The following is a 15,503-nucleotide window of genomic DNA, read 5'->3' as shown; positions in this document are numbered from 1 at the left end:
TTAAGCAAGATTTCCCAATCTGTAGAATGATGAATCTTTCATCACTTCATTCAGCCGGCAAACCGATGGTGGGTCGTACGGCGAAGCGGGGCGCAATGCTTTTTTGCTTACTTTTGGAGCTTCGGCCAAAAGTAAGGCAAGCAATCTGTGATTGCGCGCAGAATAAAAAATAAAAGAACACATAGTTTAAACAAAACGAAATACTGATTCACATTAATAATTTCTTTACAGTTTCCGAGATCGCTTTTCCGGCGGCCACACCTGCCAGTGCCTTTGTGGCTACACCCATAACTTTACCCATATCGGCAGGCGAAGTAGCCCCAACCTGAGTTATGATTTCAGCTATCTTGCTATCAAGTTCATCCTGAGATAATTGTTTTGGCAAGTACTCTTCCAGTACTGCGACCTGTGCCAATTCGTCGTTAGCCAAATCTTCACGACCCTGGGTTTTATATATTTCCGCGCTGTCCTTGCGTTGCTTTACCATCTTTTGCAGGATGAGTATAGCCGTTTCGTCAGATAACTCGTCTGCGGCTCCCTTCGCTGTTTTTGCTTCAAGGAACTCTTTTTTCACTCCGCGCAATGCTTCCAGCCTGATCTTATCTTTTGCCCGCATCGCATCTTTGATGTTTTCGCTTACTTTATCAAATAAATTCATCGTTATATATGCTTTATATTATAATATTAGTCGTTAAAAAGCCCGCCTGCTTTCTTTGTTTCAGCTCTGTATTCGTTCGGGTTGAATTTTTCGTCACGCTTAAATACCGGAGTATTTTCCAGCGCTTCCACAATCTTATCGTCATCCAGTTCTTCGGTAGACAGGATTATTGGTTTTTGCCCGAAGAATGAAGATCTTACGGCTACGGTTTGTACACCGTCTTTTCCATAGTGCTTTTCAATCATCTCGTTGATACGGCGTTTTTCTTCCTCTTCTAGCCTGATCCTTTCTTCATCCCCTTCTTCGTCGAAGTCGATGATGTCGATACCTATTCCCGGAATGCTGGACATGCCGAATCCGGTAGCAAGGAGAGTGATCTTTACCTGATCTCCCAGCCTGTTGTCTGTGGCAGTACCCCAGATAACTTCGATTTCGGGTCCGAAGCGCTTCATGAAATTGGCTACGGCTTCCATTTCCTCCACTATGAGCGGAGCCTTGTCACTGGAGTAGATATTGAATAATATCTTTTTCGCGTCAAACACGTCATTGTTATTGAGGAGAGGGGAGTGGAGCGCATTTACGATGGCGTCTTCCACGCGGTTTTCACCTTCTCCCAGTCCGCTACTCATGATGGCAACGCCACCATCTTTCAGGATGGTTTTCACATCGGCAAAGTCGAGGTTGATGTGCCCGTGTACGGTTATTATTTCGGCAATGCCTTTGGCGGCAATGGTTAATGTATCATCGGCCTTTGCAAAGGCGTTGGGGATAGTTAAGTCCGCGTATATGTCAATCAGCCTTTCATTGTTGATAACCAGGAGGGCATCCACATTCTTGGCTATGTCTTCCACACCTTTCAGCGCCTGTATGATCTTTTTGCGTCCTTCGAAAACGAATGGTATGGTAACGATGCCTACCGTAAGTATCCCCATATCTTTGGCTATGCGGGCTACTACGGGTGCTGCCCCGGTTCCGGTTCCTCCACCCATCCCTGCTGTGATAAATACCATTCTGGTGCCATCGTTAAGCAGTTTTTCCAAATCTTCACGGCTCTCTTCGGCGGCCGCCTTCGCTACTTCGGGGCGGTTGCCGGCTCCAAGTCCTTCGGTGGTTTTTTTGCCTAATTGCACGCGTGTTTCCACGGGAGATTCGCACAAAGCCTGATTGTCAGTGTTGCATAACGCGAAAGATACGTCATGTATACCTTCGTTGTACATGTGATTTACAGCGTTGCCGCCACCGCCACCTACACCTATTACTTTTATTATTGTCTGTGTTTTTGTGGGGAATTGGAAATCCAGTATTTTTTCGTCCATGTTTTTTATATTGAGCCCCTCCAACCTCCTCAAGGGGAGGCTGCAAAGAGAGTATTTTCGTTAATAATAATCCTATATCATTGGTGGCTTTACCCAAGTCCCCCTTTGGGAAACAACGTCCGACAGAGCGAAACGCCGTCTATTAGGGGGCTGTTAGCGTAGCCCTATTCTTCGTCATTAAATACAGTACCTCCAAAATTCTGAACTTTTTCAAAGAATTTGAAGAGTGAAGTCTGCCCTTTATTCTTATCTTTTTTCCCTTTTTTAGGTTTAGGTTCTTCTTCCTCATCCTCTTCTTCCTCTTTCGGTTCAGGAGCAGGAGGGGTAGGAGCCACATATACGGGTTCGGGCTTCGGGAGTTCTTTCTTCTCACAGTTTTCATTAGCAAAGAGCAATAGGCTTAATGCTTGTGTGTAAACCGGATTCTGCAGGAGTTCAGCGGCATTGTTGATATAAACGCGTTTTGGAACACCCCGTTTTACAGGGAGTTGCGCCTTCTCGGAAAGATATTCTTCCAGTCCGGTCATCTGGGAGGCTCCGCCTATGATAATGATTCCGGCATCGAGCTGGTCTCCGAATCCTGATTCTTTTATCTGGTTGATAATATTCAGGATAATCTCGTCCTGACGGAGTTGGATCACTTTGTTTAGTTCCCTTAAATCTATATCGGCGGTATCACTGGTCGGTTTTGCCTTCTCTTTACCTAATTTTCCGTAACGTATCTTGTATGATTCAGCGGAGTCGAACACAAAACCAAGTTCTTTGATGTCCTTTGTTATGGTGCGTCCTCCGAATGGAATTACCGCCATATACCGCAGCAGGCCGCCTTTGTATATGGATAATGTGGTTGTTCCCGCCCCGAAATCGACAAGTGCGCATCCTGCCTGCCTGTCTTGTTCTTCAAGTACCAGTGCGCCGGCAGCGACAGGGCCTACGATGAATCCTGTAATCTCTATTTGAGCCTTCTCCGTGATGCTTTTTATCAGATTCGTTTTTATATTGGGACGTCCGATTACCAGACGGTAATGTCCTTCGATAACGGAAGCAACTTTATCTATAGGGTCTTCTTCGTATTGCCCGTCCAGATAGTATTCGGGAGCAAGTACGCTGTAATTGGCGAAGAAGTCCGGTTTGTTAAGCTTCGCCTGCTGTTCCATATTATCTAATACGGCAAAGGTAATGGGAGTAGCCCCATCCAGCAGTTTTGTTTCTTTATGCTCGATGGCACGCAGGGATTTTCCCGCAACGGAAACATAAACTTTGCCTATCTTCTTTCCCGTTTTGTTTTCCAGCAGGTTGATGAGCCCCTTTATTTTACCTCCCGCGTCATCGATACTGTATATTGTGCCGTATTTTACACTCGAATCGGAAGGAATACTTTCCGATGCCAGAATGGAAATTACGCCTTGTTCGTTTTTCCGGCCTAAAACTCCGACTATCTTTGATGTACCTAAGTCGATACCTACGATAAAACCTGATTGTTCCATATATCTTATCTCCTTTATATATCCAGATTTAAAGGATTTGTCCCAAAATCTCTATTTTTTATTTAACGCTTTGTACAAACAACTTGTTTGTCAAATTTTAAATTAATAACCGAATATTTATTCCATCCGGTTTCGTTAAGTCCATTTTGATAAAAAACCAGTAATTTATCAAGTTTCTCCTTGTACTGATCCACACCGCCTAATATAATCTGATGATCTCCTACACGGGGTATCAGTTTTATATCCTGATTGGGCAGTACTACAATTTGTTCTATCTGTGCGTTCCAGAACGCATCATCATGCAAAAATAATGCAAATTTGTACAAATCTGTCTTTGCAAAGTCCTCTTTTATCGCTCCTGTGGCAACAGGCAGGTATGCTACCGAACGGTTAGAAAGGGGCATCTTATTACCAGTATTATCGATAAAGTAATTACCGCCAGTACTACTGATAACGCGTAAAACTGGCTTCCGTTCTTCTATAGCGGCTTTTATACCACCGTTATTGGTGACGAATACGCTGGCGCTTTTTATCAGTTGGTTGGTCAGTATAGCTTCTTCTATTTCACTGGTGTTAATATTCTTTAATTGTTTGCCTGTGGGATCAAGGTTCTTTTCTTTGATGAGAAGTTTTATATCTTTCACTTCTACAAACCTGTCTCCTTCCGTACCATTCATAATTTCTACCTCAAAGCCGGTACAAATGTCATTCTTCGGCATCTTTTCGAAATAAAACGCCGCGAATATCAAATAGCCTGCAAGAAGGCATATTCCTCCGATGATGAGTACTCTTTTTATCATTTTATGTTAGTATGCTTTTAATCAACATAATAATTGTCAGTTATCCAATAGAAGGGATTTTCTATAATGTATCTGGTTATATTATCATGACTTTGCTCATCACGTATAATGTGTTCGTAATAGTTGCGTTGCCATAATTTCTTGTCAAATGGTTGCCAACCTAATGATTTTACACCATGAATATATTCATTAGTTGTCATAGTTTTGAACCATTGAATGATATGGTGTAGGGGCGCACCTGTGTGTGCGCCATTTAAATCATCGTTTTCGTCAGTTTTATCTGGGCACACACGCAGGTGTGCCCCTACATTATCCATAATTTCTATTATTGCATGAAAATGGTTAGGCATAATAATATATGTATCCATTGTAATACATGGAAACTTATTTAGTAGTTTTCCACACCATTTTTCGATCATCCTCCCTGCATCATTCAAAACCATCTCTCCTTCCATAATTTTCCCCAGTAAGCTTGTTTTATTTTGTACACATATCGTTACAAAATACAATCCGTTCTGTGAATAATCATATCCATGTAAACGGATACTACGGCGATTATGTGATGCAGCCTCTTTCATGTTTATATAATATCATCGCTGGGCGGGCAAACCCCGCCCCTACCAGATTTACACTCTTTATCTCTTTCTTTCCAATATCTCCTTTATAGGCTCCAGCAACTGGTCGATATCTCCGGCTCCGATGGTCAGTAGAACTTCAATATTGTCCTTGTCAACCAATAAAGGCAACAATTCCTGCTTGTTACACAATACTTTAGGGCAGGTTACCTTGTCAAATATTATTTGGGAGGTAACTCCCTCTATCGGTTTTTCGCGGGCGGGATATATGTCCAGTAATATCAGTTCGTCCAGTAATGACAGGCTCCGGGCAAATTCGGTAGCGAAGTCTTTTGTCCGGCTATACAGATGTGGCTGGAAAATTCCGGTTACTTTACGGTCAGGATATAACTCTTTTACCGATGTAATGCTTGCCGCCAGTTCTTCGGGATGATGGGCATAGTCGTCAATCATCACTATCTTATCTGTTTTCAGCAAGAAATCGAAGCGGCGTTTCGCACCCTGAAAAGTAGTCATGGCATGGCGCAGTTCATCTTCGGCAACACCATTGAGCCAGGCTAAGGCCATCGACCCGACACTGTTTTCTATATTGATTTTGACGGGTACACCCAACTGTATATTCTTTATTACCTTGTCTGGAGTGACAAAGTCGAAGCGAATCTCTCCATTCCCTATCTTTATATTTTCAGCATGGAAATCGCCTTTATCGATGGAATAGGTATAGACCCTTACGTCCTTTTGCACATCGGGCAATAGCTTTATATTATGCTTTATGACCAGTGCGCCACCTTCCTGAATAAGGCTTGTGAATTTTTCGAAGCTCTTGAGGTACTCTTCCTCTGTCCCGTATATATCCAGATGGTCGGGATCGACCGATGTGATAAGCGCCATATACGGATGCAGCCAATGAAAAGAGCGGTCGTATTCATCTGCCTCTATCACGGTAAATTCACTTTTGTCGGAAAGCATCAGGTTACTGTTGTAATTCTTTAGTATGCCTCCAAGAAAGGCATTACAGTCGAGATGCGATTGTTTCAGTATATGAGCCAGCATGCTCGATGTAGTAGTCTTTCCATGAGTGCCTGCACAACAGAGCGCTTTGCTCGATTTGGTAATTATGCCTAATACCTGAGCGCGTTTCTGGATAGTAAAACCTCTTTCATTAAAGAATTTTACCTCCTCGTTGTCTGACGGAACGGCAGGAGTATATACGACCAACGTGGTATCTTTATCTTTGCAATATGCGGGTATAAGGTTTACGTCATCAGTATAGTGAACCGTGGCACCTTCTTTTACCAGCTCCTTTGTCAAAGGGGTTTCGGTACGGTCATATCCGGCAACTTTCTTCCCTTTCGACATAAAGTAGCGGGCGAGGTTGCTCATCCCTATCCCGCCTATTCCAATGAAGTATATCGATTGTATATTATCCATAAGTTAAATCTAATGCTTCAGGTCAAAGTCAAGTACACACTCTGTTACTTCGACTGTCCAATCTGCAATTTCTCCAATATTATCTGTTTCTATTTCGTAAATGGGATTTTCCCATCTTTCATATTGTATAAGTATACCTCTGAATTTTCCTGTTATATCATGTTCAGGATACCAGCCGATGTCTATCGTATATCCTCTGATAAATGAAATCTGAACAAGATCTTCATATAACTCATCAGCCTGTTCATATACAGGCTTATTACAATCCAGGCTCCAGTTATCGTATATATTGATTATCTTCCTGTTTCCTTCGTGCTTATGCGCTTCTTGCAGCATATCAGTTTTTCGTGACCAGTTTCATGGCTTCATCCACAATCCTGTTTGCCGAGTCGCGTTGAGCCAGTTTCAGTATATTTTCAGATAACGATTCTAGCTTGCTCTTGTCATTTATCGTATCCAAAGCTGTTCTTACGAGTAGCTCGTTGGCTTCTGTATCTTTTATCAGAATAGCGGCGTTTTTGTTTACCAGAGCCATCGCATTTTTTGTCTGATGGTCTTCCGAAACATTCGGAGACGGAACCAGAATAACCGGTTTGCCCAAAAGGCTGAGTTCTGAAATGGAACTTGCCCCTGCCCGTGAAATAACCAGATCGGCGGCTTTGTAAGCCAGATCCATCCGTGAGATAAACTCATTGATGTGAATATTCTTCGGATTACCCTTGCTTGCCATATCCATATTCAACTCGAAAGAATATAGTTTGCCGCACTGCCAGATAATCTGCACGTCTGATTCTGATAAAACGTCTATGCCGAAAAAAAGGCTTTTATTTATAGTCCTCGAACCCAAGCTTCCGCCTACCGAGAGGATTGTCTTTTTTGTAGGATCGAGTCTGAATTCGGCAAAAGCCTCTTCTTTGGTAATGTCAGGCGATAATAATTCTTCCCTGCATGGATTTCCCGTCAGTATAATCTTTTCTTTGGGGAAGAAGCGTTCCATACCTTCGTATGCTACACAGATAACAGAAGCTCTCTTGCTAAGGAACTTATTTGTGATGCCTGCATAGGAATTCTGCTCCTGAATTAGTGTAGGTATGCCTAACGAACTGGCCTTATATAATGTTGGCCCGCTGGCATATCCTCCTACTCCGATGGCTATATCCGGCTTAAATTCTTTTATTATTTTACCTGCCTTGGATACGCTTTTCTGGAATTTCAACATTGTAGAAAATATCTTGAACGGATTTTTCCTGTTGAGTCCGGCTACATCCAATCCGATGATATCGTAGCCGGCAGCAGGTACTTTGTCCATTTCCATGCGTCCCTCTGCTCCGATGAATAATATTTCGGAATCGGGATAACGTTTCTTTATCGTATTCGCTATCGCTATTGCAGGGAATATATGCCCTCCTGTACCACCACCGCTGATAATTACTTTTAAATTTTTCATCATTCTGCATCTTTTTCAAAGGTTTCGAAATCCACATTCGCAATACTCTCGTCCACATCTTCGTGGTCAGAGTCATTCAGTCTGGATGAGCAGGCCAAAATAATTCCAAAATAGGCACAGGTAATAATCGTGGAAGTCCCTCCACGGCTGACAAGGGGCAAAGGTTGCCCCGTTACGGGAATCAGGTTGACTGCTACTGCCATATTTGCCAAAGCCTGTATAGTAAGTATAAGTGCAGAACCTAATATAAGATATCTTGGGAATTTTTTTTCACACTTCGATGCCAACACCCCACATCTGAACATCAAAGCAACATATAAAAGTAAAACAAATAAACCACCTAGAAGGCCCATTTCTTCTAAAATAATTGCAAAAATAAAATCGGAGTAGGCCTGAGGCAGGAAATCCCTTTCGGTTCCGCTACCGGGAAGACCAATGATTCCGCCATTGGCTATCGCTATTTTAGCATGCGAAACCTGATAGTTTTCGTCCGTTATCTTATAGGCTATAGTGCCGTCAGGGTTCATCATTGCTTTTTCTTCCCCCGAATGCCTTTCTATGCGGTTTTTCCATGTAGCGAAGCGTCCCGGAAGATATTCTTTGGGCAATAATGTGAGGCTGCCAAACAAGATGGTTGCAGATACCACACCGATAAGGGCGATTGAGCCGAGCTTTTTGAGGCTGACCTGCCCGATAACCATAAGCATAAAGCAGACGCCGAAAAGCAGGCACGCCGTGGATAAGTTTTCGGGAGCGATAAGCAGGCACAGGATTGCCACACCGATGATAAGCGTTTTGAATATCCAGTCTTCATTTTCAGTTTTCATTTTGCTCAGGAAGAACGCAACAAAACCGATGGCCGATATTTTGGCAAATTCGGACGGCTGTATGGTAAATGCGCCGATTCCGAGCCAGCGTTGTGCGCCGTTTACATCCTGCCCTGTAAACATTGTAATGATAAGAAGCACAACTGATACGGGTATACCCAGCAAAAGAAGGGAAAAGTATTTACTGCGGATCCTTTGCAAAAACATAACCAGCCCGAAGCCGATGAGAAGAAAGGCGGCATGGCGCAGTATAGGTGCCCAATGGTTCTGCTGACGATAGGCAATTGTACTGGTGGCGCTGAATACTTCGAGCAAAGAGACAATGCATAGTGCGATAAAAATGCACCATATTACCTTGTCTCCTTTGAATGCTCTCCCTAAAAAATTGAATTCCATACTATCTATATAATTTCGGACTCCCCAACCCCTCCAAAGGAGAGTCCCCGGCCTCCCCTAAGGGGAGGTAGGGAGGGGCCGCTATAATTTCCTTACATACTCTTTAAATTGATCTCCCCTGTCTTCATAATTACGGAAGAGATCGAAGCTGGCACAACATGGCGATAATAAAACCGTGTCGCCTTCTTCGGCCAGCGCATAAGATCTTTCAACAGCATCTTTCATCGAGGAGGTATCCTCTATCTTTTCGATTTTACCATCGAAGAATTTATGTAACTTGCTGTTGTCTGCTCCCAAAAAGACCAAAGCCCTTACTTTGTCTTTTACAAGTTGCTCTATTTCGGTATAGTCATTTCCTTTGTCTGTTCCCCCTAGTATCAATACTACTTTTGTCTTCATGCTTTGCAGGGCGTACCAACATGAGTTGACATTTGTCGCTTTCGAATCATTGATAAACTGTATACCCCTTACCTTGGCTACTTTTTCGAGCCGGTGCTCTACTCCCTGAAAGTCGCTCAGGGATTTTCTCAGATTGTCATCGGTTATATCCAGCAACTTTGCCGCTATGCCCGAAGCCAGCGAGTTGTACAGGTTGTGTGTTCCCTCCAGAGCTAGTAAATCCTGTTCCATGATGAACGTAGATTTTGGCGTGTTTATTATTATTTCATTATCGTCGGAATATGAGATGGCATTGCCTGTTTTGTGTTCGGCAAAAGTATATCGCTTCCCTTTCGATAGCAGTTTCTTTATTTCTTTGCTTACAACGGGGTCTTCTTCCCAAAATATAAAGGCATCGTTTTCAGTCTGGTTGCGGACGATACGCATTTTGGCATCTATATATTTCTGCATATCATGGTCGTACCTGTCCAGATGGTCGGGGGTTATATTCAGCAGGATAGCTATATCCGCCTTGAAATCATACATGTTCTCTAATTGGAAGCTGCTTAGCTCCAGTACATAATAGTCAAAGTTTTCTTCCGCGACCTGACGGGCGAAACTCCTTCCTATATTTCCTCCTAAGCCTACATTCAATCCTGCCGATTTTAGTATATGGTAAATCAGGCTTGTAGTGGTAGTTTTACCATTACTGCCTGTAATACAGATCATTTTAGCCGAGGTGTAGCGCTTGGCAAATTCCATTTCGGACAGTACCGGAATTCCTTTATCTATCGCTTTGCGGACTAGTGGCGCATAGTTGGGGATACCCGGACTTTTTATAATCTCGGTGGCTGCGAGTATCAGGTCTTCGCTATGGCCTTTTTCCTCGTATGGTATGCCATACTGCTCAAGTTCGGTTTTGTATTTGTCCTGCAAAGCTCCGCTGTCGGACAGGAATACATCGAATCCCTTTGCCTGCGCAAGCATTGCCGAACCTACACCGCTTTCTCCTCCTCCTAATATGATGATTTTGTTCATAAATTAAGGTTTAAAAATTTAAAGATTAAAGATTTAAAAATTGATTAATCTTAAAAAACTAATCTTTAAATTACCTGTTATCTCATCTTTAATGTTGCTAATGTAACTACTGCCAGTATAATTCCTATAATCCAGAAGCGCACTACTATCTTAGATTCGGGTATAGGGCCTATTGGTTTTTGTAATAATGCCTGAATACCCGAGTTTCCCGCTTTTTGGAAATGGTGGTGCAGTGGCGTCATCTTGAATATGCGCCTGCCTTCGCCATATTTCTTTTTAGTGAGTTTAAAGAATGCCACCTGCATCATTACCGAAATGCTTTCCACGAAGAATATACCGCATAATATAGGTAATAACAGTTCTTTGTGGATAACCACCGCAAAGACGCCGATGATACCTCCTAAAGTAAGGCTTCCGGTGTCGCCCATGAAGACCTGCGCAGGGAAAGAGTTATACCACAGGAATCCGACCGTTGCCCCTATAAAGGCGGAGGCAAATATCACAAGTTCCTGACTGCCGGGAATAAACATAATATTCAGATAAGACGCGAACTCCATGTGCCCCGACACATAGGCTAATATGCCAAGGGTAACCCCGATAATAGCCGAGCTGCCCGCAGCAAGCCCGTCGAGCCCGTCAGTAAGGTTCGCTCCATTGGATACCGCTGTTACGATGAAAATGACGATAATCACAAATAAGACCCAGGCGGCAGGCTCCGCATATTCTCCCATGAAACCAACCAGGTCTTCGTAGTCCAGATTGTTGTTTTTCATAAACGGGATAGTAGTCTGGGTGGATTTTACCCCTTCGGCTACATAACTGACACGTTCTATGATATTATCCTGATTGCGGAACTCAATGTTCTCGCGTATAATGACATCCGGGCTCAGATATAATGTAAGCCCTACGATCAGCCCTAGTCCGACCTGTGCAACGATTTTGAATTTTCCGTGCAGCCCTTCTTTATCTTTCTTGAATACTTTTATATAATCGTCCAGAAATCCCAGTGCGCCCAGCCATACCGTGGTAATCAGCATCAGGATGATGTATATATTGTCTATTTTGGCAAACAGCAACACAGGGGTCAGGATGGCGATAATAATGATAATCCCCCCCATGGTAGGTGTTCCCTTTTTATTTAGCTGACCTTCGAGTCCCAGATTGCGGACAGTTTCCCCGATTTGTAATTTTTGCAGTTTGTCGATAATACGCCTGCCTATAATCGTAGAGATCAACAGGGAGAATATGACAGCCATAGCCGCCCTGAATGAAACATAGCGGAACATCCCTGCTCCCGGAAAGTCTAATTTGTCTAAGTAATCGAATAGATAATATAACATTTCGTTTTTTTGATTTTACGTTTTCTGTCATTCTACGTTTCACTCAGAATGACAAAGTATATCAATATTAATTTAGTTTATTTATTCTCCAAAAATATTTCTTACTATCTCCCTGTCATCAAAGTGATGTTTCACTCCTTTCACATCCTGATAGTCTTCGTGCCCTTTTCCGGCAATAAGAATTACATCTCCTGTTTTGGCCAGCATACAAGCTGTTTTTATCGCTTGCTCACGCTCTACTATCAGGAGGGTTTTTTTCATTTGCTCGCTGTTGAGCCCGTCAGCCATATCGTTTATAATGGCTTGCGGCTCCTCGTAGCGTGGATTGTCGGAAGTCAGTATTACCTGATCGCTGAGCCTTACAGCTTCGCGCGCCATAATCGGACGTTTGGTTTTATCCCTGTTTCCTCCGCAGCCTACGACTGTGATAACACGGCCGTTTCCGTCGAGCACTTCGTGTATGGCTTCCAGTACGTTGGTCAGTGCGTCAGGCGTATGCGCGTAATCTACAATAGCGGTAAAATCCTGAGGGGAACGGATTGTTTCGAAACGTCCGGAGACAGGTTTCAATGTGCTGAGAATGAGTAATGCTTCTTCCTGGCTTTGTCCTAACAGCATCGTAGCGCCATAAACAGCCAGAAGGTTGTAGACATTGAACACGCCCACAAACTGTACCTGCAACTCCTTACCATTGATTTCTACAGCCGTACCGTCAAAGTGTTTTTCGATGATCCTGGCCTTGAAATCGGCGAGTGTATTGACTGAATATGTATATTTCTTAGCTTCTGTGTTTTGTAACATTACCAGCCCGTTCTTGTCGTCTATGTTAGTGAGGGCAAAAGCTGTGGCGGGCAGGTTGTCGAAAAACATCTTTTTGGCTTTCAGGTATTCAGCCATTGTTTTGTGATAATCCAGATGGTCTTGTGTGATATTTGTAAATATCCCGCCTTCGAATTTCAACCCGCTGATACGTTTCTGATGGATGGCATGTGAACTCACTTCCATAAACGCGTATTCGCACCCTGCGTCCACCATTTTTTTCAACATCTCATTCAACGAAATAGGGTCGGGGGTAGTGTGTGTGGCATGAAATACTGTTCCATCCACATAGTTGGCCACGGTAGACAGCAGTCCGGCTTTGTACCCCAGTTTACGGAACATTTCGTAAAGAAGGGTCGCTGTGGTGGTTTTACCGTTCGTGCCGGTTACTCCTACCAGTTTCAGCTTTTTTGACGGGTCGCCGTACCAGTGTGCCGCAATTTTCCCCGCGGCATCGGCGCCGTCTTTTACTTTCACATAAGTAATTCCTTCTTTCGAAGTATCTATTGTTTCTTCGTGGATAATAATCTTTGCACCCAGATCAAGGGCGTTGTTAATATATTGGTGACCGTCTACCTGAACCCCTCTGAGCGCAATGAAGGCTGAGCCTGAAGTCGCCTTACGCGAGTCAGTGTAAACACCTGCTGCGTCTACATTACTTTCTCCCTTTATTTCTGTTATATCTATGTTTTTAAGTAAATCCTGTAACTTCATATCATTATCATTTTATTTCAAGATTTCAAATTTTAAGATTGGCTAAAGCTTTTTTAGAGTCTAATTTAATTCTATTGTTATATTCGCCCCTCTCGTGGCTTTTGTTCCCGGCGCTATAGATTGCTGTTTCACTTTCCCTGATCCTATCGGGTTTACCTTTAATCCTTCCATTTCGAGTAAATAGATAGCGTCGCGGGCTCCCATTCCTATAACACTCGGAACCTGTCCCGGTTTAACGGAATCGTTATTATCCAGTAAAATGCCATTTATAGATGAACCGGCTTTTATCCAGTCAACTTTGCCTCCTGAGAAATTGTAGGTTTGTTTTATCCTATTCAGAACGATTTCCGTATTTTTCAGAGAACCGTTCTTCACAGCAGGGATAAGGGAATGTATCGTATCCTTTGGCGCAGAAACCGGAGTTACAACCGAGTTCTTTGTATATATTCCTTCTGCTATCTTTTTGAATACGGCTCCCGGCATCAATCCTCCCGAAGGGCTTCCCTGAGGCCTGCGTATCCCTACAAAACATGTATATTGCGGATTATCGGAAGGGAAATATCCGCAGAACGATACATAATATCCTTCGTATCCGCCTCTGGCGGCAATCATGGCCGTCCCGGTCTTTCCCGCGATAGGGAACAGGTCGGAATTAACGGCTTTTCCCGTTCCGTCCGTTACCACCCCTCTGAGGATATCCCTGACCTCATTTAGTGTCTTTTCGGAACAGAGCGAAGGATTGATAACTTCCGTTTCGAACTCTTCTTCTGTTTTTCCATCCCTCAAAAAGGCTTTGGTCAGGAACGGCTTAATCATCTTTCCGTTATTGGCTATCCCGTTGTAGAACATCAGCATATAGATTGGCGGTATCTGTGTTTCGTAGCCGAAAGACATCCACGGTAGTGTAGTTTTTGACCACGGATTTGATTTGTCGCCAGGGAAACGTATAACAGATGTACCTTCTTTGCCTTGCAGCGGAACATCCCATTCTATTTTCTTTGTCAATCCCAGATCGTGGATATGCTGCACAAATTTTTGCGGATTATTTTCGTATCCTTTCAATATCATCTTGGAAACGACAACGTTCAGCGAAGAGTACATTCCCTGAGAAACTGTTACATACCCTTTATCTTTTCCTTTGCGCCAGTCGTGGTCGCGTACTACACGTCCTTTGTACTCAAACAGTCCGTCTCCTACAAGAAACTGGTCGTCGGGGGTAACTACACCATCTTCAAGTGCAACCATCAGTGATACAGTCTTGAATGTGGAACCCGGTTCGGACATATAAGAGAACGCGTTCGGGTTTCCTTCTGCATATACGCCTGAGGACATACGGTCGAGGTTGGTTATAGCCTTTATTTCACCTGTAGCAACTTCCATCACAATAGCACAGCCCGATTCGGCGTTGGTTTCCACCAATTTATCATACAGGGCTTTTTCTGCCATATCCTGAAAGTCTACATTCAGTGTTGTCTTTATGTCCCAGCCATCGGTCGGTTCTTCCAGTACAATGTCTATCCACCGTCCTTGTACCCGTTGGCGGGTTTTTAGTCCGGGTATGCCTTTCAGTATCGAATCGTATTTCAGTTCCAGCCCGCTGGCACCTCCCGCATCCATATCTTTATATATGGAGCCTACGGTTCTTCCTGCCAGACGCCCGAATGGCTTTAACCGCATGGTCTTTTCTTCTGTGAAAAGCCCGCTCCTGTTGCTTCTCTGATTGAAGAAAGGGAAGGTAAGCAGCTCTTTCAGGTCGATATAATTAATATCAGGCCGTATAATGCGTACGTAGCGGCTGCGTACTTTTACTTTCTTATTCGAACCATTTGCTCTGTTCCGCTCTATTTCGGCCAGTTCTTTGCGGCTTAGATCCCATCCGTCGAGGATGACCCGTTTGTATTGTGCCGCGTTCCTGTCAGGGAATTTTTTTGCCAGCATCTGCGAAAGTGGAGTCACATATTTCATCAATGTGTCTTTCTTTATGCCTTCTGCCATAAAGTCGACATAGATGCCGTATAGCGGTTCGCTCGTGGCAAGAAGGCGGCCGTCGTCGGCATAGATATTCCCTCTGTTAGAGCGGATTTCCCGGTCTTTTTTTACTGTTTCCTGTTTGCCGAGTTCGCGCCACATAGGGCCTTCGGCATATTTAATCTTGAAAATGCACACAAGAACCGCAATAAATATCAGGGACAAAAACAGCGTAATCCAACCATACCGGCTGATTGCTATATTCTTCGATTTTCCTTCAGACTTTTTCGCCATCTCTATTTTCCCTTA

The 15,503-nt window shown here is 43.5% G+C and carries 14 protein-coding genes; all 14 read right to left on the bottom strand.

What is annotated here, in order from left to right; all coding sequences use genetic code 11:
- Positions 1–183 carry a hypothetical protein gene (locus tag D0T84_RS12745; RefSeq protein WP_163308257.1) on the bottom strand — a complete coding sequence of 61 codons (183 nt, stop codon included), beginning with the start codon at positions 181–183 and terminating at the stop codon, positions 1–3.
- 25 nt (positions 184–208) lie between these two features.
- The gene (locus tag D0T84_RS12740) at positions 209–658 is read right to left on the bottom strand and encodes a GatB/YqeY domain-containing protein (RefSeq protein ID WP_163308256.1); all 450 of its coding nucleotides are present in this window, start codon (positions 656–658) and stop codon (positions 209–211) included.
- Between the two features lie 26 nt (positions 659–684).
- Complete coding sequence (gene ftsZ / locus D0T84_RS12735; RefSeq protein ID WP_163308255.1) at positions 685–1,974, bottom strand: cell division protein FtsZ; 1,290 nt, start codon at positions 1,972–1,974, stop codon at positions 685–687.
- A gap of 164 nt (positions 1,975–2,138) precedes the next feature.
- Positions 2,139–3,461 (bottom strand): cell division protein FtsA, encoded by a 1,323-nt coding sequence (gene ftsA / locus D0T84_RS12730; RefSeq protein ID WP_163308254.1) that lies wholly within the window; start codon positions 3,459–3,461, stop codon positions 2,139–2,141.
- Between the two features lie 62 nt (positions 3,462–3,523).
- A complete protein-coding gene (locus D0T84_RS12725; RefSeq protein ID WP_163308253.1) occupies positions 3,524–4,261 on the bottom strand; it encodes a cell division protein FtsQ/DivIB in 738 nt (245 codons plus the stop codon).
- A gap of 17 nt (positions 4,262–4,278) precedes the next feature.
- Positions 4,279–4,839, bottom strand: coding sequence for a transposase (locus D0T84_RS12720; RefSeq protein ID WP_163308252.1), 561 nt, complete (start codon positions 4,837–4,839; stop codon positions 4,279–4,281).
- Positions 4,840–4,896: 57 nt separating this feature from the next.
- Positions 4,897–6,267 carry a UDP-N-acetylmuramate--L-alanine ligase gene (gene murC, locus D0T84_RS12715; RefSeq protein WP_163308251.1) on the bottom strand — a complete coding sequence of 457 codons (1,371 nt, stop codon included), beginning with the start codon at positions 6,265–6,267 and terminating at the stop codon, positions 4,897–4,899.
- 9 nt (positions 6,268–6,276) lie between these two features.
- On the bottom strand, positions 6,277–6,603 hold the full coding sequence (locus D0T84_RS12710) for a hypothetical protein (RefSeq protein WP_163308250.1): 327 nt from the start codon (positions 6,601–6,603) through the stop codon (positions 6,277–6,279).
- A gap of 1 nt (position 6,604) precedes the next feature.
- Positions 6,605–7,717, bottom strand: a complete 1,113-nt coding sequence (murG, locus tag D0T84_RS12705) for an undecaprenyldiphospho-muramoylpentapeptide beta-N-acetylglucosaminyltransferase (RefSeq protein WP_370525504.1) — start codon at positions 7,715–7,717, stop codon at positions 6,605–6,607.
- On the bottom strand, positions 7,714–8,937 hold the full coding sequence (locus D0T84_RS12700) for an FtsW/RodA/SpoVE family cell cycle protein (protein WP_163308249.1): 1,224 nt from the start codon (positions 8,935–8,937) through the stop codon (positions 7,714–7,716). Before D0T84_RS12700 ends, murG begins: the two co-directional genes overlap by 4 nt.
- 81 nt (positions 8,938–9,018) lie before the next feature.
- A complete protein-coding gene (murD, locus tag D0T84_RS12695) occupies positions 9,019–10,353 on the bottom strand; it encodes a UDP-N-acetylmuramoyl-L-alanine--D-glutamate ligase (RefSeq protein ID WP_163308248.1) in 1,335 nt (444 codons plus the stop codon).
- Between the two features lie 77 nt (positions 10,354–10,430).
- Positions 10,431–11,693, bottom strand: a complete 1,263-nt coding sequence (gene mraY, locus D0T84_RS12690) for a phospho-N-acetylmuramoyl-pentapeptide-transferase (RefSeq protein ID WP_163308247.1) — start codon at positions 11,691–11,693, stop codon at positions 10,431–10,433.
- Between the two features lie 81 nt (positions 11,694–11,774).
- On the bottom strand, positions 11,775–13,226 hold the full coding sequence (locus D0T84_RS12685) for a UDP-N-acetylmuramoyl-L-alanyl-D-glutamate--2,6-diaminopimelate ligase (protein ID WP_163308246.1): 1,452 nt from the start codon (positions 13,224–13,226) through the stop codon (positions 11,775–11,777).
- Between the two features lie 60 nt (positions 13,227–13,286).
- On the bottom strand, positions 13,287–15,488 hold the full coding sequence (locus D0T84_RS12680) for a penicillin-binding protein (RefSeq protein WP_163308245.1): 2,202 nt from the start codon (positions 15,486–15,488) through the stop codon (positions 13,287–13,289).
- Positions 15,489–15,503 lie beyond the last annotated feature (15 nt).

Origin of the sequence: Dysgonomonas sp. 521 (assembly GCF_010501055.1) — a bacterium.
Lineage (GTDB): Bacteria > Bacteroidota > Bacteroidia > Bacteroidales > Dysgonomonadaceae > Dysgonomonas.
This window is presented reverse-complemented; position numbering and strand designations above follow the sequence as displayed.

What these genes read in the sequence shown, in the direction of transcription:
- D0T84_RS12700 (WP_163308249.1), bottom strand. Translation starts at nt 8,937, where the DNA reads ATGGAATTCAATTTTTTAGGGAGAGCATTCAAAGGAGACAAGGTAATA.
- ftsZ (WP_163308255.1), bottom strand. Translation starts at nt 1,974, where the DNA reads ATGGACGAAAAAATACTGGATTTCCAATTCCCCACAAAAACACAGACA.
- murG (WP_370525504.1), bottom strand. Translation starts at nt 7,717, where the DNA reads ATGATGAAAAATTTAAAAGTAATTATCAGCGGTGGTGGTACAGGAGGG.
- D0T84_RS12725 (WP_163308253.1), bottom strand. Translation starts at nt 4,261, where the DNA reads ATGATAAAAAGAGTACTCATCATCGGAGGAATATGCCTTCTTGCAGGC.
- D0T84_RS12740 (WP_163308256.1), bottom strand. Translation starts at nt 658, where the DNA reads ATGAATTTATTTGATAAAGTAAGCGAAAACATCAAAGATGCGATGCGG.
- D0T84_RS12745 (WP_163308257.1), bottom strand. Translation starts at nt 183, where the DNA reads ATGTGTTCTTTTATTTTTTATTCTGCGCGCAATCACAGATTGCTTGCC.
- D0T84_RS12720 (WP_163308252.1), bottom strand. Translation starts at nt 4,839, where the DNA reads ATGAAAGAGGCTGCATCACATAATCGCCGTAGTATCCGTTTACATGGA.
- mraY (WP_163308247.1), bottom strand. Translation starts at nt 11,693, where the DNA reads ATGTTATATTATCTATTCGATTACTTAGACAAATTAGACTTTCCGGGA.
- murC (WP_163308251.1), bottom strand. Translation starts at nt 6,267, where the DNA reads ATGGATAATATACAATCGATATACTTCATTGGAATAGGCGGGATAGGG.
- murD (WP_163308248.1), bottom strand. Translation starts at nt 10,353, where the DNA reads ATGAACAAAATCATCATATTAGGAGGAGGAGAAAGCGGTGTAGGTTCG.
- D0T84_RS12685 (WP_163308246.1), bottom strand. Translation starts at nt 13,226, where the DNA reads ATGAAGTTACAGGATTTACTTAAAAACATAGATATAACAGAAATAAAG.
- ftsA (WP_163308254.1), bottom strand. Translation starts at nt 3,461, where the DNA reads ATGGAACAATCAGGTTTTATCGTAGGTATCGACTTAGGTACATCAAAG.
- D0T84_RS12710 (WP_163308250.1), bottom strand. Translation starts at nt 6,603, where the DNA reads ATGCTGCAAGAAGCGCATAAGCACGAAGGAAACAGGAAGATAATCAAT.
- D0T84_RS12680 (WP_163308245.1), bottom strand. Translation starts at nt 15,488, where the DNA reads ATGGCGAAAAAGTCTGAAGGAAAATCGAAGAATATAGCAATCAGCCGG.